24 protein-coding genes are annotated in these 23,196 nt (G+C 47.0%); 21 read left to right on the forward strand and 3 right to left on the reverse strand.

The annotated features are described in order from the left end of the window. The first annotated feature begins 132 nt into the window (after window positions 1-132). The 5 genes from minC (at window position 133) to KME11_12290 (ending at window position 3,933) form a co-directional block, all read left to right on the forward strand. Window positions 133-915: a septum site-determining protein MinC gene (minC, locus tag KME11_12270; protein MBW4515985.1), complete on the forward strand. Its 783-nt coding sequence runs from the start codon at window positions 133-135 to the stop codon at window positions 913-915. 59 nt (window positions 916-974) lie between these two features. Further along, window positions 975-1,781, forward strand: coding sequence for a septum site-determining protein MinD (gene minD, locus KME11_12275; protein ID MBW4515986.1), 807 nt, complete (start codon window positions 975-977; stop codon window positions 1,779-1,781). A 124-nt stretch (window positions 1,782-1,905) separates the two neighbouring features. Then, window positions 1,906-2,409 carry a cell division topological specificity factor MinE gene (minE, locus tag KME11_12280; GenBank protein ID MBW4515987.1) on the forward strand — a complete coding sequence of 168 codons (504 nt, stop codon included), beginning with the start codon at window positions 1,906-1,908 and terminating at the stop codon, window positions 2,407-2,409. A 9-nt stretch (window positions 2,410-2,418) separates the two neighbouring features. Then, window positions 2,419-2,832, forward strand: a complete 414-nt coding sequence (arfB, locus tag KME11_12285) for an aminoacyl-tRNA hydrolase (GenBank protein MBW4515988.1) — start codon at window positions 2,419-2,421, stop codon at window positions 2,830-2,832. Between the two features lie 213 nt (window positions 2,833-3,045). Beyond that, window positions 3,046-3,933 carry a hypothetical protein gene (locus KME11_12290; GenBank protein MBW4515989.1) on the forward strand — a complete coding sequence of 296 codons (888 nt, stop codon included), beginning with the start codon at window positions 3,046-3,048 and terminating at the stop codon, window positions 3,931-3,933. A gap of 4 nt (window positions 3,934-3,937) precedes the next feature. Here KME11_12290 and KME11_12295 read toward each other — a convergent pair whose 3' ends face one another. Continuing rightward, window positions 3,938-5,257: a hypothetical protein gene (locus tag KME11_12295; protein MBW4515990.1), complete on the reverse strand. Its 1,320-nt coding sequence runs from the start codon at window positions 5,255-5,257 to the stop codon at window positions 3,938-3,940. 386 nt (window positions 5,258-5,643) lie between these two features. Between KME11_12295 and KME11_12300 the strand changes: the two genes are divergently transcribed. The 4 genes from KME11_12300 to KME11_12315 all read left to right on the forward strand — a co-directional run bounded on the left by KME11_12300 (window position 5,644) and on the right by KME11_12315 (window position 8,166). Beyond that, entirely contained in the window at window positions 5,644-6,381 is a 738-nt protein-coding gene (locus tag KME11_12300; protein MBW4515991.1) for a DUF4333 domain-containing protein, read from the forward strand. Window positions 6,382-6,583: 202 nt separating this feature from the next. Further along, window positions 6,584-7,276 (forward strand): MotA/TolQ/ExbB proton channel family protein, encoded by a 693-nt coding sequence (locus KME11_12305; protein MBW4515992.1) that lies wholly within the window; start codon window positions 6,584-6,586, stop codon window positions 7,274-7,276. Continuing rightward, window positions 7,276-7,686: a biopolymer transporter ExbD gene (locus KME11_12310; protein MBW4515993.1), complete on the forward strand. Its 411-nt coding sequence runs from the start codon at window positions 7,276-7,278 to the stop codon at window positions 7,684-7,686. The genes KME11_12305 and KME11_12310 overlap by 1 nt, the downstream gene beginning before the upstream one ends. A 24-nt stretch (window positions 7,687-7,710) precedes the next feature. Further along, window positions 7,711-8,166, forward strand: a complete 456-nt coding sequence (locus KME11_12315; GenBank protein MBW4515994.1) for a biopolymer transporter ExbD — start codon at window positions 7,711-7,713, stop codon at window positions 8,164-8,166. Window positions 8,167-8,324: 158 nt separating this feature from the next. Here the strand turns inward: KME11_12315 and KME11_12320 are convergent, their stop codons facing one another. After that, entirely contained in the window at window positions 8,325-9,413 is a 1,089-nt protein-coding gene (locus tag KME11_12320; GenBank protein MBW4515995.1) for a hypothetical protein, read from the reverse strand. A 498-nt stretch (window positions 9,414-9,911) separates the two neighbouring features. Here KME11_12320 and pstS point away from each other — a divergent pair, with 498 nt between their 5' ends. The 9 genes from pstS to KME11_12365 all read left to right on the forward strand — a co-directional run bounded on the left by pstS (window position 9,912) and on the right by KME11_12365 (window position 18,496). Beyond that, window positions 9,912-10,958 carry a phosphate ABC transporter substrate-binding protein PstS gene (gene pstS / locus KME11_12325; GenBank protein ID MBW4515996.1) on the forward strand — a complete coding sequence of 349 codons (1,047 nt, stop codon included), beginning with the start codon at window positions 9,912-9,914 and terminating at the stop codon, window positions 10,956-10,958. Window positions 10,959-11,007: 49 nt separating this feature from the next. Further along, on the forward strand, window positions 11,008-11,958 hold the full coding sequence (gene pstC / locus KME11_12330) for a phosphate ABC transporter permease subunit PstC (protein MBW4515997.1): 951 nt from the start codon (window positions 11,008-11,010) through the stop codon (window positions 11,956-11,958). A 2-nt stretch (window positions 11,959-11,960) separates the two neighbouring features. Continuing rightward, window positions 11,961-12,851 (forward strand): phosphate ABC transporter permease PstA, encoded by an 891-nt coding sequence (gene pstA, locus KME11_12335; protein ID MBW4515998.1) that lies wholly within the window; start codon window positions 11,961-11,963, stop codon window positions 12,849-12,851. A 61-nt stretch (window positions 12,852-12,912) separates the two neighbouring features. Continuing rightward, window positions 12,913-13,671: a phosphate ABC transporter ATP-binding protein gene (gene pstB, locus KME11_12340; GenBank protein ID MBW4515999.1), complete on the forward strand. Its 759-nt coding sequence runs from the start codon at window positions 12,913-12,915 to the stop codon at window positions 13,669-13,671. A 253-nt stretch (window positions 13,672-13,924) separates the two neighbouring features. Then, complete coding sequence (locus KME11_12345; protein ID MBW4516000.1) at window positions 13,925-14,068, forward strand: hypothetical protein; 144 nt, start codon at window positions 13,925-13,927, stop codon at window positions 14,066-14,068. Beyond that, window positions 14,065-14,262: a hypothetical protein gene (locus KME11_12350; protein MBW4516001.1), complete on the forward strand. Its 198-nt coding sequence runs from the start codon at window positions 14,065-14,067 to the stop codon at window positions 14,260-14,262. The genes KME11_12345 and KME11_12350 overlap by 4 nt, the downstream gene beginning before the upstream one ends. A gap of 1,132 nt (window positions 14,263-15,394) precedes the next feature. Next, window positions 15,395-16,198, forward strand: a complete 804-nt coding sequence (locus KME11_12355; protein ID MBW4516002.1) for an ABC transporter permease subunit — start codon at window positions 15,395-15,397, stop codon at window positions 16,196-16,198. A gap of 255 nt (window positions 16,199-16,453) precedes the next feature. Beyond that, window positions 16,454-17,521 carry an ABC transporter substrate-binding protein gene (locus KME11_12360; protein MBW4516003.1) on the forward strand — a complete coding sequence of 356 codons (1,068 nt, stop codon included), beginning with the start codon at window positions 16,454-16,456 and terminating at the stop codon, window positions 17,519-17,521. Window positions 17,522-17,617: 96 nt separating this feature from the next. Beyond that, a complete protein-coding gene (locus KME11_12365; GenBank protein MBW4516004.1) occupies window positions 17,618-18,496 on the forward strand; it encodes an ABC transporter ATP-binding protein in 879 nt (292 codons plus the stop codon). An 85-nt stretch (window positions 18,497-18,581) separates the two neighbouring features. Here the strand turns inward: KME11_12365 and KME11_12370 are convergent, their stop codons facing one another. Next, entirely contained in the window at window positions 18,582-19,997 is a 1,416-nt protein-coding gene (locus KME11_12370) for a CHASE3 domain-containing protein (protein MBW4516005.1), read from the reverse strand. A 168-nt stretch (window positions 19,998-20,165) separates the two neighbouring features. Here KME11_12370 and KME11_12375 point away from each other — a divergent pair, with 168 nt between their 5' ends. The 3 genes from KME11_12375 to KME11_12385 all read left to right on the forward strand — a co-directional run bounded on the left by KME11_12375 (window position 20,166) and on the right by KME11_12385 (window position 22,928). After that, a complete protein-coding gene (locus tag KME11_12375) occupies window positions 20,166-20,840 on the forward strand; it encodes a response regulator transcription factor (protein ID MBW4516006.1) in 675 nt (224 codons plus the stop codon). 386 nt (window positions 20,841-21,226) lie between these two features. Continuing rightward, a complete protein-coding gene (locus KME11_12380) occupies window positions 21,227-21,787 on the forward strand; it encodes an acyltransferase (GenBank protein ID MBW4516007.1) in 561 nt (186 codons plus the stop codon). Window positions 21,788-22,061: 274 nt separating this feature from the next. Further along, entirely contained in the window at window positions 22,062-22,928 is an 867-nt protein-coding gene (locus KME11_12385; protein ID MBW4516008.1) for a hypothetical protein, read from the forward strand. Window positions 22,929-23,196 lie beyond the last annotated feature (268 nt).

The following is a 23,196-nucleotide window of genomic DNA, read 5'->3' on the forward strand; positions in this document are numbered from 1 at the left end:
AAATGAACTTAAAGCGAACCTAATTTTTCCAATAATTTTGTTCTGATGGTCATCATGCCGACTAATATGAAGTGTGCTGTTAGCGTCGGCGGGTTTGACATCTCAATGTATACTTACTTACCCAGTTAATTCATGAACTCCGATTCTCTCGTGACCGATTCCACCTTGGCAATGCCTCAAACTCCGGCACCTCCCCAAGCCCAAGTGCGTTTTAAGGGAGAGGAGGGGCGGTTGCTGTTGCTATTGCCGTCTGAGACAGAAGGCGGTTCGGCACTAACCTGGATGGAGGTTTGGCAGCAATTGAAGCAACGGCTGAATTCTGGAGAGCGGTTTTGGCAGCCCCAAACTCCGGTTCATCTCATTGCCCGCGATCGCCTCCTTGATGGTCGTCAGATTCAAGACATTGCCGATGCGCTCTCTAATGCCGAACTTCAGCTAAAGCGCGTGTATACCAGTCGCCGCCAAACCGCAGTTGCCGCTGTCACCGCAGGACTATCAGTCGAGCAGCATTCTCTCCTGACGCACCTCAATCAAACTGAAAACGGGCAGGCTTTAGCAGAGCCGCTCTACATTCAAACCACGCTGCGATCGGGCATTGAAATCCGGCATCCGGGCACCGTCGTCGTGTTGGGCGATACCAACCCTGGAAGCAGTATCATTGCCAATGGCGATGTGTTGGTGTGGGGGTCGCTGCGAGGTTTAGTTCAAGCTGGAGCAGCGGGTAACGCGAGTTGTATGATTATGGCGCTACGCATGGAACCGACCCAAATTCGCATTGCCGATTTTGTGGCTCGTGCTCCAGAAAGTCCGCCCAACCAGTATCATCCTGAGGTTGCCCATGTTAGCGGCGGCGGTATTCGGATCACGCGGGCGATCGACTTTTCTAAAAATCAGTTGACCAATGACTTAGTTTAAGTAAACTGTTTCTTTAACAAGCCCCCAAAGCCAAAATCAATCATTCATATCAGTAATCCATGAGTCGCATAATTGTTATTACATCGGGTAAGGGCGGAGTTGGCAAAACGACTTGCACAGCCAATTTGGGCATGGCGCTTGCTAAACGCGGACGCAAAGTAGCAGTCATTGATGCCGACTTTGGCTTAAGAAATCTAGACTTGCTGCTGGGGCTAGAAAACCGAATTGTCTATACGGCGGTTGAGGTTTTAGCAGGCGAATGTCGGCTTGATCAAGCTTTGGTTAAAGACAAGCGTCAGCCTAATTTAGCCCTCTTGCCTGCTGCCCAAAATCGGACAAAGGAGGCAGTTACTCCAGATCAAATGAAGAAGCTGGTGGCGGCTTTAGCTCAGTCTTACGACTATGTGCTGATTGATAGCCCTGCGGGAATTGAAATGGGCTTTCAAAATGCGATCGCCCCAGCTAAAGAAGCGATTATCATCACGACTCCCGAAATTTCGGCAGTTAGAGATGCCGATCGTGTTGTCGGGCTACTCGAAGCCAACGACGTGCGACGAATGCACCTGATTGTCAACCGTCTTCGTCCTGCCATGGTCGAAAAAGACATGATGATGTCGGTCAAAGATGTCCAGGAAATTCTGTCGATTCCGCTGTTGGGTGTGGTGCCCGATGATGAAAAAGTAATTATTTCGACCAACCGAGGCGAACCGCTGGTGCTAGCCCAAGAGGGTTCTTCGCTGGCAGGTATTGCTCTCAACAATATTGTTCGACGCTTAGAAGGGGAGCGAGTGCCACTTTTAGACCTTAACGTGCCTGATGATTTGCTTTCACGGGTTCGTCGGTTTTTCAAGGGTTCGCGAAGCTAACAGTGAAGTGCAACAGAGGCGTTCTATGGGAGCGTCTCTGTGATTTTTAAAGATAAAGTCATGATATTTATCCACTCCTATTATTTCATTTTTCAAGAGTTTTCCTATGCCCATCAACAGCAACATGATTAGCGAACTCCTAGACCGAATTTTCTCTCGCGGTAATTCTGAGAACAGCCGCCAAACGGTCAAGCGACGGTTGCAGTTTGTTTTAGCGCACGATCGCTCTGACCTTAACCCAGCAATGGTTGAGAAGATGCGGAGGGAAATTCTAGAGGTTGTGGCTCGATACGTAGAAATTGATCCTGATGAATCAGAGTTTTCGCTAGAAAGCGACCAACGAACCACTGCTTTGATTGCAAATTTACCGATTAAACGGGTCAAGCCAGAAGCGGTAGGTTTCACGCCTCTCGTTACACCCAATGATGCGTTGAATGATCTGGCGACAAATCTGGCGACAAATTCAGCAAGCGAATCAACCGCAACTCAATCGAATTCATCAGAAACCATACCTGAGCCTCAGCCCAAACCCAAAAAGCCAGAAGATGAAGCCCCTTCCCTAGACCCGTTGGTAAATTTATCTGAGCCAGCGATCGTGACTTCTGAACATGAGAGGTCACCCAGTTAGAATGGCTCTATGCTGCAAATTTCTAAAACTGTAACAATTCCTGCCCACGAAATCGAAACCACTGCAATTCGATCGCAGGGCGCAGGCGGGCAAAATGTGAACAAAGTGGCATCCGCTATTCATTTACGCTTCGACATTAAAGCCTCTTCGCTGCCTGAGGTTTACAAAGAACGACTTTTGCAGCTAAGTGACCAACGCATTACTAAAGACGGCGTAGTGGTCATTAAGGCACAAGAACATCGCAGCCAAGAGCAAAACCGTGAGGAAGCGCTCAGACGGCTGCAAGAATTAATTAAAAGTGCGATCGCTGTCACCAAAAAACGCAAGCCCAGTCGCCCTAGTCTAAGCGCTAAGAGAAAGCGTTTAGACAGTAAAGCAAAACGCGGACAGATTAAGACGATGCGCGGCAAAGTGGACGAATAAGCCAGAGAAATAACCCTTGGGGGTCATGGCGAGAAGCAGGGCTTTCTTCCACAATGGCTAATAACAGCGGCAGGTTGAGTGCGCTGCTACCGGGTAGTCTGTATCAGCAAAGATGAAGGGAAGCCAACTTTGCCGGGTACAGATTGCCCATTCTTAACATTGCAACCATTCTTACTTGTCTTAACCCTTTGGAGCCATCAAGGGCTATTTCCCATGTCTAAAACTTCTCCAGCTTTTGCACCCATAAAGCCAAGCTTTGTTACAGTCGGAATTGCAATAACGGCGATCGCCTGCTGGTATTCGGTGAATGTATCGCAACTTCAGCCATTAAATGAGATAGGAGAAGTAACCAAAACCCAAATCAAAGAAACCCAAAAATCTTCTACAACTGTTGCGGTACCTGAAGGCTGGCGGACTGAGAATCTGGCAGAAGGCGTTACAGCCTACACGTTACCTGCTCAGTATAAAACAGAGCTTGAGTACGATGCTGTAAATAACGTAGATACCTTAGATTTAAGACTAGATGGAACACGGTATCCTTACGTTAGTGATATCTCTCAATCAGATTTAACTCAAGATCCTCATCATCCAAATCACTATTTTTGGAAAGGTGTGTGGCAAGGCGAAGGATACAACCGAGTACTCGATCGAAACCATCAGTTAGTTGCGGAACGAGAGAACAGTGTTGACATACATCTCAGCATTTCTTTGGATACTAGTGTTACCGATGCAACGAAACCTAATTTAATTATTACCGTTAAAAGTGATCAGGATGAGACAGCGCAGTTAACGAATATTTCAGCCTTTCGGATTGATTCAGAAACAGGCAAAACTCTCGATCGCCGAGACTTTGCTCAGTTGCCGCCTGTGTATGAAGTAACAGCTAGTCGCAATGGAGGATATGCGGGCACAGAGATCAAAGCATTGGAGCCATTAGGAACAGTTACGTTTGCTTATCACGTGTCTGCTGAACAGGTGCAGCAAAACTTGCCAATTCGATTAACTGCGGTCAATCGCCTATTTACTGAACGGCAGCAAGAGATTTATGATCTTCAGGCAAAAGGCTGGGTTGTAAAAGAAGTTCCGGCTCCCAGTTATTAAAAAACTAAGGTGTGGAAGAGGGAGACATAGGCGTAGGGATTTCAATGATCATCGGATCATCTAAATTATTCTCTAAAGGGCGATCGCTGTTAGTCAATGTTTGTTGAACGGGAGATGCGATCGGTGAGGGCAAAGACTCGTGAATACTTTCAGAAATAATTTCAGAAGCGTTCTCGGGTAAGTTCTCGGCAACATTCCCGGAAAAGTTTCTAGGAATATCATTAGGAACAGCTTCAGATTGATTAAGTTGTTCAGTCCGAGCTTTGACTCCAGTTTGATAAAGTTGATAGCGCCATTCGTTAATATGTTCATTCGCCTGTTCATAGAGAGCACTACCCCAGGTAATTTCGTGAGCTTCATCAATAGCAGCTTGAAGGGATTCAGGATCGCCCTTGCTAGCAAGGCTGGTGGCGCGATCGAGGCGCGGACGATTTTCTAGGGTTTCGACTTGGCGCTGAAGTGTTGAAATCAGTGCTTGTGCTTCTTCGTAGTGAGGCGTGCCATAGAAGACAAATTGCGCCTCGGCAATGCCATTTCTGAGGGCAGATGGGTCGCTGGATTGGGCGAAAGATTTAGCTTTTTGAAGACGAGCCTGAGATTGGGCAACTTGCGAGTACTGAAGCTTGTTGATCGTTTCTTTGAGTGCATCGGGTTTAGGCTTGATAACATGAGTCGAGGTGACTTGCCATTCGCTGCTTTCTTTTGCCAATTGGAGCGATCGCATTAGTTCAGCATATTTCACTGTTTCCCAATAGCGATTATCAAGATGTAGCAACTTTCTAGCCAGGGTCAGGACAGAATACCACTGGCGTTTTTCAATTTGCTCTTCAGCTTTTTGGTAAAGGCTTTCGGCTTTTGCCCAAGTTGTTTGCCAATGGTCAATGTTACGCTCGGCGAGGCGATACGTCCAAATGCCCCGTGGAATTTTTTGGGCAATGTTGACGGCAAAATTCAGGTCGCCATCTTGATAAGCCGCTTCAGCAAGGCGGAGGGTCGTTTGAGAAAACTGTTCAATGAGGCGATCGCCTTCTGAACGCAAAGGATCTTCGAGAGCAATACTGTTGAGCAAACGAATAGACTGATGCAAATCTTCGGGGGTTTGGCGGTTACCCAACTCTTGAGCGCAGTAGAGGCGAGTTGCCGAGGAGGCATCTGCCCAAGAAATCACCCAACAGTTAGGCAGATCAGGCAGCCAAAAAAGCTGCGTCGATGCCCAAAGAGCAGCACTCCCTGGAAGCATGATAGAAACAGCAGCCCATAGCTGCCAATGAACGCGTTTCAAGCCAGAAAAATGTTGGGCAATGGGGAGAGGAAAGTGCATCATGGCAGAATTTGAACAGCCCGTGAAAAACTTGTGGGGCTAGTGTTCCCTCTCCAAGCAGCAGTTGATATCGCTGACTACAAAAAATTAGCTTTCCTATTCAGAGCTTCGGCATTGCTGGATGAAAGTATGAATCTAAATTAAAGCCCCTCTCCTGAAGGAAAACTAAACTCTTATCCCGCGATTTAGCAACGCCAGAGCTTCTAGTGTCTGACTTTAGGCGCATTAAGAATACTGGAATTGCGCACTTGAGACAATGATAAGATGGGGGGTTTAAAAGCGATCGCTTGTTAGCCACAATACACCCATTAGGAGTTGCTACTAGCTAAGATAAAGCGCTACTGTTTAGAGTGCGTTTAACAAAGCGGACTTATGTGATATCTTTTCTGATGAATCATTCCACAATGACAACGACGGCAACTTCAATTTCTCAAAAACTTCCAACTCTGCTGCTAGGCATCTTTGCAGGTCTGACCGCTTGCAGCAATAACCTGGAGGTTGGCGCTCTTGAGACTTCTATTAAAACAGAACTTGAAAAACAGGGCGGCATTATCGTCCAAGCCGTCGCCTGCCCCAAAGATTTACCCAAGGCTGAGAATACATTTTTTCAGTGCAAGGGAACGCTGCTGCCGCAGGGTGAATTTGTGGTAGCCGTTGAACAAGAAGATGAGGCAGGCAAATTAAAGTGGGAAGTCCTTAACTCTAGTGGGCTGCTAAATCTACCGCGACTGGAAAAGCGCCTGCAAAAAGAAGTAGGCACTGAAATTGGTGCTGAGCCTACCATCAAGTGCAGCACTGGCACCCGGCAATATCGCTCGACTAAACCGGGAGATAGTTTTGAGTGCAAAGTGACCAACGGTAAATTGACTAGTCCGCAAGGACAGATTGATAAGCTGGTGATCAAAGTCGATGCACAGGGTAATGTCAACTGGCAGCAATATCGAACTATCCAGACGATCGCCACTTCTCCTTCACCCGGAGCAGCGCTACCAGGGTCATCGGCTGCTGCCAAGACTCCTGCAACTGATTCCAGCGCTCCTAGCCCGGTGTCTACGGCTCCCTCTCCCACTGCCAAAAGCGCGGAAGACTTACTGAATGCACCTAATGCAACCGATGGATTTGATTAACTCCTAACCTAAATCTCATTAAAAAAATATCTATTTCATCAGAAAAATATCGACCTTAACCTTCTATTACTATTCTCGCTATCATTTGTTAACCAGCCCCCTCAGAGGTATCAGTTATCCTAACGGAGGAATGGTTGTTGCCCCTTTGCTAGCGATGTAGCGCGTTCACTCCTGCTGTATTTCTCCCCTTAACTCTTACCTCATGTCAAACGTATACGAATTTTTGAAAACGGGTGGTCCTACCATGATTCCGATGGCGGGATTATCGATCATGGCGCTTGCTTGTGGATTTGAACGCGCAGGATTTTGGTATCGATTACTGACTAAAGAAGACAAAATTGTTCGGGGCGTTTTGGAAGCAGCGCACTATGATTTAGCTGAGGCTAGGGCGATCGCTGAGCGAGAGAAAGATCTGCCAATTGGACGGTTTTTAGTGGCACCCTTAAAGCTGAGGCAAGCTACACCAGAAACTTTTCGGTTGGCAATGGAAGCCGCTGCTGACAAAGAATTTATTCAAATGCGCAAGGGCGATAAGCTCTTAGAAACCGTCATTGCAATAGCACCTCTTTTAGGATTATTAGGAACAGTGACCGGTTTAATTGCGACTTTCTCTAACCTCAATATTGGCGGCGGTGGCAGTGGCGATCAGGCAACTAAGGCGGCGGCTGGAATTGGTGAAGCGTTGCTGACTACAGCCGCTGGCATGATGGTGGCGATCGTGGCTTTGGTCATTTTTCGAGTGTTGGTGACTCTGCAATCTAATCAAATGGACTACTTTTCTGAAGTGGGTTCTGAGCTAGAGTTAATTTATCGCCAGGAATGGTATGAGCCTTCTCAAGATCCTGCCGATAACTTACCAGCCCCCTCATCTGTTGCAGTAGGCACTGAACGCTGATGAGACTTAAGAAAAGCAGGGATTCTAACAAACTGCCAGAGATGAACTTGGTACCCATGTTAGATGTGCTGATGACCGTTTTGACGTTCTTCATCATCGTATCAATGACGTTGGCAATTGATAAAACGATGGAGGTGCAATTGCCTAGCAATGCAAGCCCTACTCCGTCGCCTTCTCAAAAAGAGCCAGACCCCCTCGTGGTGGAAATGACAAAACAGGGGTTAACCATCAAAGACCAGCCCGTTACGCCCCCCCAGCTTATGCCCCAAGTTAAAACCTATTTAGTTCAAAACCCCAAAGGTTTTGCCGTTCTTCGCGCCGATCCGCAAGTGCCTTACGAACAGGTGATTCGGGTTTTGGGCGAAATGCAAAGCGTAGGGGGCGATCGCGTTTCCCTTGCCCTCGATTAATGCTGCTTACCCAAAGGTTCTTCCATGCGCTCTAGAAACCGCCGCGATCGCCACAGAAGCTCAGAGCTACCCGAGATTAATCTTGTGCCGATGATGGACGTGTTAATGACCATTCTGACGTTCTTTATCATCATCTCTATGTCTCTGACGGGGCAGCAGCTTTTAAGCATCAACTTACCGCAGTCTACGGCTGAAGAATCGGAGCAAGACCCAGAGGAAGAAGCTCCGCAGCAAAAGCTAGTTGTGGGATTAAGCGATAAAGGACAGGCTTTTATTGGCAAGCAACATATTACGCAAGATGGTTTGGCAAAGCAAGTCGGCGATTTTCTCACTGAAAACCCTGAAGGCGTAGTAATGCTGAAAGCCGATCGCCGTTTGGACTTTAAGGCAGTGGCAGATTTGTTAAGGACATTGCGAGATATTGGCGGCGATCGCGTGCTTCTAGGAATTGAGCAACCCACCGAACCAGCAGCCAGCTAGTTTGCGATCAAAGGACTAAACATTGCTAAACGATAAATTTGCTCGGAGCCCCTTTCCTTCAGGAGAGGGGTTGGGGAGAGGTCTATCTCGCTGCATTATCTGATTAAACCTCACCCTAAATCTTTTTTTAAAGGGAAAGGGGAACTAGATTTCAAGCCCTAATTTGGTGCCTTACTCCAGAAAATTATTGCTGCTGAGCCATTTGTTGTCGGCACAATACTTAAGAATCCTGTGACCCCATCCCGGCTAATTTGATAAAGAGAGCCACCCCCATACGTTCCTTTGGGTGTCACCTGATAGTATGCTACCTCTAATCTTGGAGCAATATCGGCATAAGCATCATCTGGCGATCGCCCAGAAGCAATGACTGCCCGTTCCACGCCTTGTAACAGCTTTGCAACGCCCCCTTGCTGGTAATCTGCTTCACTGAGTACTTCTGCGTAGAACGAAGCTGGCTCAGTTAGCAAATTAGGATTATCAATTTCTTCCCAGCCATTGCTCACCTCAACATCGGGGATCGGGACAACTGAAGTCAGGTCGGAGTAAAAGCTTTGTTCTTCAGGGCTAACCACATTTTGACCCGCAGCCACTAAATCTTTCGGTAGGGGCGCATCGCTGACCAGAATTGTAGTTCCGGCTCCGGCGGCATTAGGAATGAGCGTTAAGTATTTGGTTTGACCGTCTTTTGATGAAATCTGATAAACGGCTCGTCCGGTTGCAGCAGCCTCAGTAGATTGCACAACAAAGCCTTTGGTTTTAAGTTGTTGTTGAAACCAGCCCTCGACTTTAGCAAGCGGATCGGTTGTCTTCTTGCTGAAGGGATCAAAGGCAGGAGGCAAATCAAACGACCCTGCAACGGCACCAGGGTAGTCAAAAACCTTGTCAAATGGGTCGACCGTGTCGGGCTTGGAAGCCGCCTCAGGCTGAGTCGACGCCTGTGAGGGTGCTGCTGGAACCGGGAGGGTTGTTCTGGGTACAGTGGATGATCTCACTGCAACGCGAGGCTTGACTGCTGCGACTTTAGGCGCTGGTCGAACGATAGTGTTATTTTTAGGTGCTAATTGCGTTAACTTAATGGCTTCTTCTTCTTTAGGCTTCTCGGTTATGGGCTTTTCAGACCCAGTTGGAAAGAATAGAATTAGGGCGTGCAAACCCACTGAGGCTAGAAACATGGGGCGAATGAGCGATCGCCAAGGAATCTGCATTTTCTCGAGTTGCACATTCTTTAAGGGATAAGACCAAGACATAGTTAGATGGGGAGTGAGGGTAGGAGATAGGAAATTAGAAGTAAAAAAGCAACTGTAGAATCTAACTAAGTCAATGAGATAGACGTAGCTTAAAGGCGTAAGAATCTATATTTAGGCTATAGCCGAGACTTACGTATTTCTATCGTATTTCTGTCTATGACATAGTAAAGCAAAACCCTTTATTTTGGGCGGAGCTACTGTCAAAGATTCTGTAAAGCCTCTCTAGTGAAAGCTTCTAGTTCTGAAGTAAAAAACGGTAAGTAGCAAATAAGCGACTTAATATATTCTTAACTGTTTTTTAAATAAACGATAACAACCAGAGACTACTTAACAGTAAGAAGTAGAAATTTAAACCCTCTTCGTCATTATTTTAAATAATCTTAAACAGTATTTAATCAGTCGATTAATTATGCTTAACCGTTACAGAGGTAACTTTGTAACGGTTAGATTATTTTAGCCATTCAAAGATTTTTTGTGCACCTGGAGTGAGGATAAATAATGATAGTTTCTGCGCGTGCCTTCCGTCGTACGGTTGCTGTAACAGCTTTTGCAGCAGCGCTGACAGTGAGTCCTCTGCTGGCGGCGATCGCCCAAGCACTGACCTTGAATGGAGCAGGGGCAACTTTTCCTGCACCTTTGTATGAGCGTTACTTTAGAGATTTTAGAACGGCTACGGGTGGTTTCCAGGTCAACTACCAGGCAGTGGGTAGCGGTGCTGGAATTCGTCAAACAGTAGCGGGTACGGTTGATTTCGGCGCTAGTGATGCAGCCATGACCGATGCTCAGATTGCGCAAGTGAGCCGGGGCGTTATTCTCGTTCCCACCTCAGGTGGAGCCGTTACTCTGGCATACAACTTGCCCGGAGTGACCAACTTGAAAATTTCTCGCGCAGTCATGGGCGGCATCTTTTCTGGTCAAGTTACCCGTTGGAATGATCCCAAGATTGTTGCAGATAACGCGGGTGTTACTCTACCCGACTCGCCCATCAAGCCCGTAGTTCGGGCAGACAGCAGCGGCACCACATTTGTATTTACCAATCACGTCAGTGCCGTCGATCCTTACTTCAAAGGCAGAATTGGAGTCGGTACTGCCCCTAACTGGACGATTAATCCAATTAGAGGCAGAGGCAATTCAGGGGTTGCAGCGCAAGTTCAACGGACTTCGGGTTCAATTGGTTATGTTGAATTAGCGACTGCAAAGCAAGCTAATTTGACCATGGCTTCGGTTCAAAATAAGAAGGGCGACTTTGTTGCTCCTACTTTAGAGGCAACTGAGGCTGCGCTAGCCAGTTTGACTTACCCCGATAACTTCCGCGTATTTGCCAACGACCCCGAAGAGGGTTACCCCATTGCTGGGTTAACCTGGATCATGGTTTACAAGAAGTATGCCACCGCTGAACAAGCCGATGGCGTGAAGAAACTGGTGCAGTGGATGCTGACCGAAGGGCAGAAGCTCAACAATGAATTGGATTACACCAAAGTTCCTGAAAGCATTGCTCAAAGGGCAATCCAAACAGTGAATAGCGAAGTCACTGTAGGTCAGTAATATTTCTCATTCCCAGCCAGTGGCTGGGAATGAGAAAACGAAGGAAATCATGAGCGACTCATCTGAATTGAAAATTGATATCACCACTCCTGATGGTGTTGAGCTAGACCGAGGATTTACTTGGCTAGTTAAAGGCTTTGCTTTATGCACAGTGTTTTTATTGTTTTGGATGACCTGGGTTATTCTCAGTGCAGCCATTCCAGCCATTCAAACGTTTGGGCTGGGCTTTTTTTTGAGTCAAACGTGGGATGTTGGAGCGCTAGTATTTGGAGCGTTGCCCTACGTGTATGGCACGTTAATGACTTCTATCATTGCGTTAGTGATTGGCGTTCCTATTGCGATCGCCGTTGCGTTAGTTACCAGCGAAACGTTTCTGCCAATCTGGGTGCGATCGCCCCTTGCCGCGCTAGTTGAATTAATCGCCGCAATTCCCAGTGTCATTATCGGCTTATGGGGATTTTTTGTTCTGATTCCCTTTATTGATCCCGTTCAACTTTGGATATTTAAAGTCCTAGGATGGATTCCTCTCTTTGGAACAGAACCAACGGGTGGACAGGGCAGCATTTTTGTAGCAGGCGTGATTCTTGCCATCATGATTTTGCCGACGATCGCCACCATTAGCCGAGATGTGTTAACCGCGATCCCCACAGAGATCCGAAGTGCATCCAGGGCGCTAGGCTCTACTCATTGGGAAACGCTGTTTCGAGTCGTTTTGCCGACCGCAGCACCCGGTATTCTGGGCGCAATTACTCTGGGGTTAGGGCGCGCAATGGGAGAAACGATGGCAGTGACTTTGGTGATTGGAAATTCGCCGCAGTTCACGGTGTCATTGCTGAATTTAGGGGCAACGATTCCTTCGGTTTTGGCAAATCAGTTTGCTGAGGCATTGGATACTTTGCACATTGGGGCGCTGATGTATTTGGCGTTAGCATTATTTGGGCTGACGCTGCTTGTCAATATTGCTGCGGTCATGATTGTTAGAACCTTGGAGCAGCGATAAAGATGCAAACCACTTCAGAAGAAAACCTTTCCCTGGAAGAAGATTTAAGGGCAGACTTGCCGATTAAACGACAGCTTTTTAGCTACGGCATGACGGCGATCGCTCTGCTTCTAACGGCTCTAGCCATTCTGCCGCTGTTTTCCATTTTGTTCTCAATTCTGCAACAAGGATTGCCCCAATTAAATTGGCAAACCTTTACTACGCTGCCATCGCCTACCGGGTCAGTGGGTGAACCGGATGGGTTTGGTAATGCTATTATTGGCACGGCAGTGATGGTTGGAATTGCCTCTTTAATTAGTATTCCAATTGGCATCATGACGGCGATTTTTCTAGCGGAGTTTAGCCAAGGATCGGCGATCGCGGGTTTTGTTCGGTTTGTTGTGACCATTCTTAGCGGCGTTCCTTCTATTGTCGTGGGCGTGTTCGCGTATGGTGTGATTGTGCTGACGACTAAAGAATTTTCGGCGTTGGCGGGTAGCTTTGCGCTGGCGGTTGTGATGTTGCCTATTGTGGTGTTATCAACTGAATCGGCGTTGTTGTTGGTGCCCACGGCGCAAAAGTTGGCTTCGGCAGGGCTGGGGGCAAGTCGGTTTCAGACGACGTTTAAGGTGGTCTTAGCGTCGGCATTGCCGGGAATTATGACGGGTATTTTGCTGGCGATCGCCCGTGCGGCTGGCGAAACTGCACCGCTGATTTTCACGGCGCTCTTTAGCACCAGTTGGTTTGACAATTTACTCAGCCCCACGTCTTCGCTTTCTGTCCTGATTTATAACTACATCAGCTCAGGTTTTGTTGAAAAATATAATATGGCTTGGACGGCGGCTCTAGTGCTGCTTGGGCTAATTATGTTACTCAATCTTTCTGCTCGGTTGCTCACTCGTAAAAAGCTATAGATTAATGCCTTATTCTGAACCTGATGATTCCACATCCCTCTATTCTGATGCCCCTGCTGCAATGCGGGTGGCAAACCTGAGCTTTTCCTATGGCACTCGTTTAGTGCTAGAAGGGGTGACGATGCCCATTGCCCAGAAGCACGTGACCGCCATTATTGGCCCTTCTGGCTGCGGCAAATCAACTTTTATCAAATCTCTGAATCGCATTGGTGAGCTAGAAACTCAGGTAAAAGTGAAGGGGAAAGTAGAGTTTTTTGGACAAGATATCTACAGCCCCGAGGTCAACATTAATCGGTTGCGTCGTCAAATTGGCATGGTGTTTCAAAAGCCTAACCCTTTCACCATGAGCATTTACGATAACGTGGCGTATGGGGTGCGCGTGTCGGAGTCTCTGCCAAAGCGGGCGCTGGATGAAGTGGTAGAGTCGGCGCTGGTGGGTGCGGCGCTGTGGAATGAGGTGAAAGATTATTTGAATAAGTCGGCGTTGGGGCTTTCGGGAGGGCAGCAGCAGCGGCTTTGCATTGCGCGGGCGCTGGCAATTAAACCCAAGGTGCTGTTGATGGATGAGCCGTGTTCGGCGCTTGATCCGATCGCCACTTCAAAAATTGAGGAGTTAATTCATTCGCTCCGTTCGGAGTTAACGATCGCGATCGTGACTCACAATATGCAGCAGGCAGCGCGCATTTCTGATTACACTGCATTCTTTAGCACTGATGAAAGCCAGATTGGGCAAATGGTGGAATTTGGCACCACAACTCAAATCTTTAAAGGGGCGATCGATGGGCGCACGCGGGATTATGTCGAGGGTCGATTTGGTTAGGGCGTTTGAACTTTTGGTATTCCTTAACAAAAGTATGATTTGCTCTCATCCTTTTGCTAAGGAGTTGCGTGAAAATAAAACCCTAATAGGATGCATTGACTTATCAGCCCCCTAAGGGAGTTGCAATTAAATAACGCCCCGAACCGCCCCCTAAATCCCCCATTCTGGGGGACTTCCGAACCTGTCAAAGTCCCCCAGAATGGGGGATTTAGGGGGCTGATAAGTCAATGCATCCCATTGGGGTGTTATTTAATTGCAACTCCCTTGGCACTGCCCAATTCTTAAAGGAACAGGCGCGATCGCATTGCATCGGGTCGCGATCGCATTGTGTCGGGTCGCAATGGCATTGCATCGGGTCGCAATGGCATTGCATCAACTCACATTGGTATTGCATTGACTCACAATCACATTGTGTTGAGTAACAATCGCATTGCAGGCAGCGCAATTCAAATGTTGAGCGGTAACAATGGCATAGGAGCGTGCGCGATCGCATCGGCGGGGCTACGGCATAGATACACGGTAGCCCCTGAAGCTCTGCCTACCTCACCAAGACGCTCATGTACTTACCATTGGCAAACGGGGCTGGAATAATCGGCGTGAAATGGACACGCGCTGCTTCGCAGATACCGCAAGGGTCGCTGGCGATCTTTTTAACGTAAAACTCGTTGATTAAATGCGTCACCTGCTCCCGTGTGCCAACAATCTACACCTGCGCTTTATCGCCATGGGCAACGGGCAGCAGTTCGTTGAACTCTGTACTCATACTATTTCCCTCGCTAATGTTGGTTGAGAAGAAAAGCTTAAGGCGTGGTATTCCTAGACCACTTGTTTAACATTAGCGAGGTGAAACGATAAAATCGCTACAGCCTAGCTTTCTGCTACCTCAGAAAGTCAGGTTAGCTGGTTAGTTGTGTTACTAGCACTTCTAGCCAGCGTCCTCACCTTAAGCCTGTTTACTGGTATCAAAACTAAAAACCAGTGTTGATTAGCATAAGGGCAAAGCCAGCGTTAACACAAGTATTTGAGAGTAGATGTTAGCGTTGTTAAATGAAAGAACGTAAGCGATCGGGCAACTCGGAGCAGAGAACAAAATCTTCTCATTGCTCAACAACTTGGCTACAACGGCGATCGCACTACGGAATCCTAAGAAGAATTTAGGGAGTTGCGTGAAAATGAAACTCCAATAGGATGCATTGACTTATCAGCCCCCTAAATCCCCCATTCTGGGGGACTTCCGAACCTTTCAAAGTCCCCCAGAATGGGGGATTTAGGGGGCAATTCGGAGTGTTATTTAATTGCAACTCCCTTGGCACAGAAAATATAGGCGTTGCTGAATTGTAGTATGAAAATCCGGTTCCCCTGCCCTCTTAGGGAAGGGGCTAGGGGTTAGGTTGAGTCGGCAGCGAGATAGACCTCTCCCCCAACCCCTCTCCTGAAGGAAAGGGGCTTTGAGCAGATTCATACTCTCATTCAGCAATGCCAAAATATACATAGTCGAAAAACTGCCTAGAAACAAGGAGCGATCGCAGTGTAGCTAGATCGATCCTTGTGATTTCATCATAAGTTTCATCATAAATTTCATCCTGTAAGATGCACATCGCCTCACTGCCCAACAACTTAACGACAACGGCGATCGCTCAACTTACTCACAGAATCTTTTTTAGTCTGGTTATTGCATCGTACTATACTATCCAAAGAGAAGTTACGTCGATACCATAAGCCTATGAGTAGAAAGACGCGATCGTCTCGTAAACCATTGCTCCAGCCTTCAACCCGGTTGATTTCATTAAGCGCGGTTGCGGTAGTCTTGTTGCTTTGGTTCATAGCTAGTTCTCTCCAGTGGGTGTCGCCTTTGTTTCTGCCTGCACCTCAGGTAGTTTGGGCAGCATTTTTCAACATTTTTCAGCAAGGCTACAAGGATCAGCCTCTTTGGCTGCATGTGTTCGCCAGCCTGAATCGTTTGTTTTGGGCATTTTTACTAACCGTTGCCACTGCGATTCCCTTAGGATTACTCAGTGGTTGTTCGCGCAACGTTCAAGCCCTTCTTGATCCGTTCATTGAGTTTTATCGACCACTACCGCCCCTGGCTTACTACACCCTGTTGATCATTGGGCTAGGCATTGAAGATCAGTCTAAGATTGCTCTGCTTTATCTAGCAGGATTTGCGCCGCTTTATCTGGCAGCCCTGGCAGGAGTCAAAAAAATTCCTGGCGATCGCATTAACGCGGCTCGTTCTTTGGGTGCATCTTGGGTGCAGGTTTTTACCCATGTTATTTTTCCTTCTAGCCTGCCAGAGCTATTTACCGGACTGCGAACGGCGATCGGGTTTATGTATACCACCTTAGTTGCGGCTGAAATGGTTGCTGCCGTTTCGGGGTTAGGGTGGATGGTTTTAGATGCCAGCAAGTTTTTGCGGAGTGACGTGATGGTTGTCGGAATTTTCCTAATGGGAGGAATAGCCATGTTAATAGATGGAGGAATTCGATGGATACAGCATCGCCAGATCCCTTGGATGGGACGCGAATAAGCGATCGCAGCAACCATTACCAAAAGATTTGCAGCAACGTTTAGTCTTTAGTCAATGAGCAGCCCATAAGAGGATGTCTGAGAAGTATCAAGAATTCTTACACTCGCCCCCCAACCTCCCATTCTGGGGGACTTCCGCACCAGTCCTCCTTCAAAGTCCCCCAGAATGGGGGATTTAGGGGGCAGATCGGATAACAATCTAGACCTCTCAGACATCCTCTAAGATTCAGCACACACTCAGAAGGATAAGGCAAGAATGATGATTCAAAATTGGCTCAGTCGCATCGTCTATCGTCGTCAGTTTAGCCTTCTACTGGGGATCCTTTCTCTAGGCATGGCGCTGACCTTTTCAGCTTGCTCTCCCAGTTCTACAGGAGTCGTTACTTCGCCCAGCAACAGCACCGACCCCGCCGAAATTCGCATTGGCTACCAAGTCATTCCCAACGCAGAACTGTTGGTGAAAGCGATGGGCACTGCCGAAAAAGCTTTTCCTAATTCCACGGTGAGTTGGAAATCGTTTGACTCCGGACGGGATGTCAACACCGCAATGGCAGCAAACGGTCTGGATTTAGGGCTGGTCGGTTCTACAGGCACTTCCATTGGCATTGCCAATCAACTCCCTTATCAGGTTTATTTTATTCAAGATGTGATTGGCGACAACGAGGCGTTGGTTGTCAAAGGCGAAATCAAATCTTTGGCTGATCTGAGGGGCAGAAAAGTTGCGGTTCCTTTTGGCTCAACGACGCACTTTAGCTTGCTTTCTGCGCTCCAAGAACTAGGACTAAACCCCAAGGAAATTACCATTTTGGATATGCAGCCTCCTGACATGCTGGCAGCGTGGCAGCGGGGTGATATTGATGGTGGATTTGTTTGGCAGCCTACGTTGAACAAAATGATTAGTGCGAAAGGCTCGGTTTTATTGTCTGCTAAAGATCTTTACCAAAAAGGAATTATTACCGCCGACGTTGGGGTTGCCCACAAGGACTTTATCGCCAAACATCCGGCAACGTTGCAAAAGTATGTGGCACTGTTAGATGAGGCTGTGTCATTTTATCGGGAGCAGCCAGAAGCGGCGGCAGCGGCGATCGCTCCTGAGTTGGGTCTTTCACCTGCTGCCAGCCTTCAGGTTATGAAAGAATTGGTCTGGCTCAATTCCTCCGAGCAAGCCAATGGAAAATACCTGGGTTCTGCTGAAAAACCCGGAGCCTTTGCCAGCGTGCTCAGAGATTCAGCAGCTTTCATGAAAGCCCAAGGCGCAATTCCAACTGTTCCTGGTCTGGAGGTTTTTAAGGCAGGCATTTACAGTGGTGGCTTAGCGAAGTAGTGTGTTCCTTCATCTTCAGTCTTTCTCCCGCCAGGAGAAAAGAGCCAGACTTTAAAGTCCCTCTCTTTTGGGGAGAGGGATTTAGAATGAGGGCGATTGAATAGTTTAGAACCAGATCACTTGCGATCGCGGGGTGCCATGACTCAACGTTTTTCCTCAACTCATGATGCTGTTCCTCTCACGAGCCGTAATTCCCTGCTACGTCTACGCGGAGTTAGTTTGAGCTATCCAGTCGATCGTCGATCGCAGCAAACTACCGAAGTTTTGAGGAACATTGACTTAGAAGTGAGGCAGCGTGATTTTTTATGTGTCATTGGTTCATCGGGCTGCGGTAAAACGTCTCTGCTGCGGATTCTGGCAGGCTATGTCCAACCTACTATTGGAACAGTGACTCTGAGTGGACAACCGCATACCCAACCGAATGCTGAAGTAGGCGTGGTGTTTCAACAGCCCAATCTCTTTCCTTGGCTCACGGTGGAAGGAAATGTGGAATTTGGACTGAAGATGAAGGGAATGGCGCGGCGCGATCGCCAACGACAGGTCGAGCAATATCTAGAACTGGTAGAACTGCGCGATTCTGCTAAGTTGTTGCCCTATCAATTATCGGGTGGGATGAAACAACGCACGGCGATCGCTCGGGCGCTGGCTGCCAACCCCAAAATTATTTTAATGGATGAACCTTTTGCTGCCCTAGATGCCATGACCCGTGAAACAATGCAACTTCATCTCAAAAAAATCTGGGAACAAACCCACAAAAGCATTTTTTTTATTACTCACGATGTGGAAGAGGCGCTGCTTCTAGCCACTCGCGTGATGGTGATGTATCCTAACCCAGGGCGCATTGTCAAAGAAATGGTCAACCCTTTTGCTCATGAGTTAGGGCATTACTCGACTTCGCAAGTGCGATCGTCCAAAGCATTTGTCGAAATGCGAGAATATCTCATTGCCGAAATTAGAGGCTCGCATCCTTACTAGTTGCTGTCAAACGCCAGCATTTGCTAAAAACATCTAACGTTCAACTAGTGGGCATTGAGAAACTCATGCCATTAGCAGCATTCACTCAACTCAAATAACCTAAATTCGACAGCTTGACTGTAACTTTCGTGCCTACGTCAATCTGACTTTCTACCAAAATTTTTCCTTGATGTAAGTCTACACATCGCTTCACTACTGCCAGCCCTAAGCCGCTGCCATAAGTCTCCTGAACATTCTTGCCTCGACTAAACAGGCTGTAGAGGTTCTGTTGGTCTTCTAAAGAAATCCCAACGCCCTCATCTCGAATCTCAAATGTGGCAGCGTAGGGTTCGCAAATCATCAAGAAATAAACAGTACTTTGAGGGTGAGAATATTTGAGAGCATTTGAGAGCAAATTACTCAAAATAGAGTACAACAGCTTTTCATCAACCATGGCATGAGTGCTTTGCCCTTTTTTGCTAAACTGAATCACTCTTTGAATTTCACCAAAGGTTTGGAAATCTTCAATTAAGTTGAGGCAAAAGGACTGCATTTCCAAAGATACAGGGTTAAACTCCATCTTTCCAGCATCTGCCCTCGCCACCGTCAACAGGTCGTTAAGTTGCTGGTTCATTAGCTTGGCAGACGATTGAATGCGGGTTAAATTTTTGAGCTTGCTAGGTTCTATGATAGGTTTCAGACTTTCCTTCAGCAGTTGCACAGAACCGCTAATCAGGCTCAACGGAGTCCGAAACTCGTGGGAGAGCATTGAAAAAAATTGTAGCTTCAGTTCATTGAGTTCGTTGCGCTGTGCCATTTGGCGTTGCCGAGCTTCATCGGTTTCTCGTCGAAATTTTTGGCGGAGCAGAATGATGTATATCCCCAGCAAAATGAGGAAGGTGAGCGCGTTTCCAAGCCATTCAATGAGGAGGCGCGATCGCAATGAGAGTTGGGCTTCAGTTCGTTGAACCTGCATCGACTGCTCTTTTTCAAGTCGCAACTTCTCTAACAGTTGGTTAATTGATTGTCGAGTCTGTCGAGATTTAACAATGAGGGGATTTTCTGAAGAAGGCTCGATCTGGCGTTGTTCAAATGCTTCAATCGACTGCTGAAAGAGGCTGAGTTGCTGCTTGATCAGTAAATTCAATAGATCAAGCTTTTGGCGATCTTCTGGCTCGGTCAAAGCTATTTTGAGGCTAGCAATTCTAGGTTGCAGCGCTTGGACTGCTAGGATATAGCGCTTTCGTTCAGTGGCATCGCCAAACAAGAAATAGCCCCGTCTTGCGGACTCTGCATCCACTAAGTTAGCCTCAACTGCGTCGAGCAGCCTCAGGGTTACATAAGCTTGCTCAACCTGGCTATTGTCCTCCGTTAGCTGTGTTGCGTTTTGGTAAGACACCATGCTCAAGCCTCCCATGAGCGCTAACGCTAAACTATACCCAATAGTTGTTTTTTTGCCGTCGAGGGAATATTTCCAGTAGATCTGTGAGGCTAATCTTTTGGCTTGAGCAAATAACGACATAACGCTCTAGACTTCAGCAAATGATGAAAGTTAATTTCAAACAACCCTGATTGAGGGTAAGTAGGATTAAGAGTACGTAACTACGATTGTCTGCGACATTGAATCGTCTATGACGTTATTGAGTAGAGCAAAATCTGCTCATGGATGTGTGAACAGTGGAGAGTTTCCATGCGGGTTTTAATTGTTGAAGATGATGTGCAGATTGCAGATATGCTGGCGGAAGCACTAGGCAATCATCAGTATGTCGTAGATATTGCCAAAGATGGCGAAATGGCTTGGAACTGGATCGAAGTCTGCGAATATGACTTGATTTTGCTAGATGTGACCTTGCCTAAAATAAATGGCATCCGGCTTTGCCAAAAATTGCGCGATCGCCATTCTAATGTTCCTATCCTTATGCTGACTGCCCGCGATGCCCTCGAAGACAAAGTGCTGGGGCTAGATGCTGGTGCCGATGTATACATGGTTAAGCCCTTCGATCTTGAAGAACTAATGGCACAAATTCGGGCACTGTTGCGTCGAGGCAGCGCTGGGATGAACCCTGTCCTAAATTGGGAAGGTTTAAGTCTCAATCCCAGCACTTATGAAGTCTTATACGAGGGGCAACCCTTAAGCCTCACTCGCAAAGAGTTTACTCTTTTGGAGCTTTTGGTGACCAATGGACGGCGTGTCCTGAGTCGTCCCGGCATTATCGATCGGATGTGGTCGCTTGACGATGCTCCGACCGAAGATGCCGTCAAAGCCCACATCCGAACGCTCCGCCAAAAGCTCCGAGTAGTGGGCGCACCTGAAGATTTAATTGAAACTGTTCATGGGTTAGGCTATCGCATGAAGCAAAACTGACATGCCGATCCTATTCAAACCTCTCGAAATCCTCCCGAATCCCTCGCAAAATTCTGGCTAGGAAATTTGTAGTATGAAATACATCAGACTAAATCCGTGTCGAATGAGTGGTTGTTCTAATCATGGCAACCTTCAGCATCCCTAAGTTCCTCTAGAAAATTCCCATGGCACAAAGTAATTCTCTTCAGTCAGGTGCTACTACAGGCTCTCCTCAGGAAAGCCATTCTCTTCACAAGTGGCATCACTTATCCGAGTCTTTGTCTGTTGCATTGTTAGGCTGGATGCCCAGTAAATTAGGAGCAATTTTACGTCACCAAGTCTATGCCAAACTCTTCAGGCGAATTGGCAATACTTCAAAGATTGGAAAGGGCGCTAATTTTTATCGAATGCAAAATATTGAACTTGGTGACGATGTATTAATTTCACAGGGTTGCTCCCTCATTAGCTCGGATGATGGCAGCAAAATTATTTTGAACTCTAGAGCTTATCTTCATGACGGTGTTCGCATCCAGTCCGTCGGTAAGCAGGGCGAAGTTCTTCTACAAAACCGGGTCACGTTGGATCGAGGAGTTGATATCAATTCTTGTGAAAACGGTCGGATTAAAATTTGTCGAGAAACCTCAGTGGGTGCCTACACTTGTATTGCGGGGTCAGGGCCCATTCACATTGGTGAGTACTGCATGATTTCGTCTCACTGCGGAATTTATGCCAACAATCACATTTTTACCGATCGCTCCCGTCCCATGATGCTGCAAGGCGCAACCACGGAGGGAATCGTGATTGAAGATGATTGTTGGCTCGGTACGGGTGTTAGGGTCTTGGATGGCGTGCGAATTGGGCGCGGCTCTGTGATTGGGGCTGGAGCGGTGGTCACCAAGGATATTCCGTCCTATTCGATCGCCGTTGGTGTCCCTGCAAAGGTGATTAGAACACGAGGTAGTGTATAACTGTCAAAGACCTTACAGAGTAAATATTCTTGTAATTTGTAATCAGTTTCTCTATCGTTTTTCTGTTTTTGGGGTAGTTTACCTCTTAGGATGCTGAGCTTTCCAAATTTGGCGATCGCTGCACCCTAAGACTTTTAATTTGTCATAATTTGTCAGGCTGAACCACTACCTGCTCTGTATTGATAGATTTTCTTCCCTAATTAAGTCTCAATTCTATGCCTTGCTCAATTGTTCAGGGTGCCGCTCTACTTTGCTCAATTATTCGAGGTGTCCAATGAACATTATTGTCCCAACCTTTGCTCTGCTTACCAAAGTATTGGATCCTCGTCACACGATTATTTTACGAGATTGGCTAGAGTTTCTGACCATTCCTCCACAGGAATTAATTATCTACATGCTAGATACAGAGGACGTTTACCAATCAGTAGACGCATTATGCACAGAGTTTCAATTGACTTGGAAACCCGTATTTACAGCCCCAGATGATGATCTCGCAAACAATGAAACCCATGTGCTCCTTCGGATGGTGAAGCAGGTGGAGAGTGAGTACTTACTCTTCATCAATCTAGATACTTTGCCGTATCGTCAAGGCGTAGAGGAAGAGGCTTGGCTCCAAGATGTTTTTGCCCAAATGGTTGGCAATGATCAGTTCGTATTTTTTTCAGGGTGTGGGGTAATTTTCCGTGACGATAAAAAACTGGATGCCTTAGGAAATTATCTCCAAACTCAGCGATTCAGCAATAACTTTGGGTTACTGCGCAAAGACTTCTGGATGCTTGCGATGCAAAATCATAGCCTCGACCAAGCAGAGCAGTTAGGAGTCTACCGATTTCACTCTGAATGGGCTTTAGAGGAAGAGTTTCGTCAGAAAAATTTGTTTGGGTTACGTCGCGTTGAAACGTTGAACTGGAGAGTCTTTCATGTTCAGCAATGGGGCGATCGCCTATTCAAAACTCGTGATTTGTTTCAACGCGGTGTTGGCATCAAACGATATCTCAATCGAGTGCATGAGGATGTCATTCATAGATTAGACTATCATTACAACTATCCACAACCTTCTCTTGTTCGTCGTATCACAATATGGGTGGGTCAGCATCGAAGGAGTGTTTGGAGCAGATTGCAGTACTTGATTAAGGTTTAACGTATATCTATTAATCTCCACCTTGCAATCTATTCTTAATTGGCTAATGGAATTAACTGATACAACTCCTAAAACTCTGAAACACCCTTAGCAATTTCGAGCCGTATGGGTTGCTAAGTTCCTGATTTGCGCTTCTTGAATGATCAATTCGTCATTAGTTGCCCTACTGGTTAGTTGTCGTTATTCAATAACAATCTCTAAGTAGGGGTTGAATCTCATGCCGCATTGACTATAAATAATGGCAATTGGCTCGATCGCGCAGTAATTG

Origin of the sequence: Timaviella obliquedivisa GSE-PSE-MK23-08B, from assembly GCA_019358855.1 — a bacterium.
GTDB lineage: Bacteria > Cyanobacteriota > Cyanobacteriia > Elainellales > Elainellaceae > Timaviella > Timaviella obliquedivisa.

Bases quoted from the DNA above. Each gene is read 5' to 3' on its own strand.
- KME11_12290 (MBW4515989.1), top strand. From the start codon at position 3,046: ATGTCTAAAACTTCTCCAGCTTTTGCACCCATAAAGCCAAGCTTTGTT.
- KME11_12300 (MBW4515991.1), top strand. From the start codon at position 5,644: ATGAATCATTCCACAATGACAACGACGGCAACTTCAATTTCTCAAAAA.
- KME11_12375 (MBW4516006.1), top strand. From the start codon at position 20,166: ATGCGGGTTTTAATTGTTGAAGATGATGTGCAGATTGCAGATATGCTG.
- KME11_12380 (MBW4516007.1), top strand. From the start codon at position 21,227: ATGCAAAATATTGAACTTGGTGACGATGTATTAATTTCACAGGGTTGC.
- KME11_12360 (MBW4516003.1), top strand. From the start codon at position 16,454: ATGATGATTCAAAATTGGCTCAGTCGCATCGTCTATCGTCGTCAGTTT.
- KME11_12310 (MBW4515993.1), top strand. From the start codon at position 7,276: ATGAGACTTAAGAAAAGCAGGGATTCTAACAAACTGCCAGAGATGAAC.
- minC (MBW4515985.1), top strand. From the start codon at position 133: ATGAACTCCGATTCTCTCGTGACCGATTCCACCTTGGCAATGCCTCAA.
- KME11_12305 (MBW4515992.1), top strand. From the start codon at position 6,584: ATGTCAAACGTATACGAATTTTTGAAAACGGGTGGTCCTACCATGATT.
- KME11_12355 (MBW4516002.1), top strand. From the start codon at position 15,395: ATGAGTAGAAAGACGCGATCGTCTCGTAAACCATTGCTCCAGCCTTCA.
- minD (MBW4515986.1), top strand. From the start codon at position 975: ATGAGTCGCATAATTGTTATTACATCGGGTAAGGGCGGAGTTGGCAAA.
- KME11_12385 (MBW4516008.1), top strand. From the start codon at position 22,062: ATGAACATTATTGTCCCAACCTTTGCTCTGCTTACCAAAGTATTGGAT.
- pstB (MBW4515999.1), top strand. From the start codon at position 12,913: ATGCGGGTGGCAAACCTGAGCTTTTCCTATGGCACTCGTTTAGTGCTA.
- pstS (MBW4515996.1), top strand. From the start codon at position 9,912: ATGATAGTTTCTGCGCGTGCCTTCCGTCGTACGGTTGCTGTAACAGCT.
- arfB (MBW4515988.1), top strand. From the start codon at position 2,419: ATGCTGCAAATTTCTAAAACTGTAACAATTCCTGCCCACGAAATCGAA.
- pstC (MBW4515997.1), top strand. From the start codon at position 11,008: ATGAGCGACTCATCTGAATTGAAAATTGATATCACCACTCCTGATGGT.
- KME11_12315 (MBW4515994.1), top strand. From the start codon at position 7,711: ATGCGCTCTAGAAACCGCCGCGATCGCCACAGAAGCTCAGAGCTACCC.
- KME11_12320 (MBW4515995.1), bottom strand. From the start codon at position 9,413: ATGTCTTGGTCTTATCCCTTAAAGAATGTGCAACTCGAGAAAATGCAG.
- KME11_12295 (MBW4515990.1), bottom strand. From the start codon at position 5,257: ATGATGCACTTTCCTCTCCCCATTGCCCAACATTTTTCTGGCTTGAAA.
- KME11_12370 (MBW4516005.1), bottom strand. From the start codon at position 19,997: ATGTCGTTATTTGCTCAAGCCAAAAGATTAGCCTCACAGATCTACTGG.
- minE (MBW4515987.1), top strand. From the start codon at position 1,906: ATGATTAGCGAACTCCTAGACCGAATTTTCTCTCGCGGTAATTCTGAG.
- pstA (MBW4515998.1), top strand. From the start codon at position 11,961: ATGCAAACCACTTCAGAAGAAAACCTTTCCCTGGAAGAAGATTTAAGG.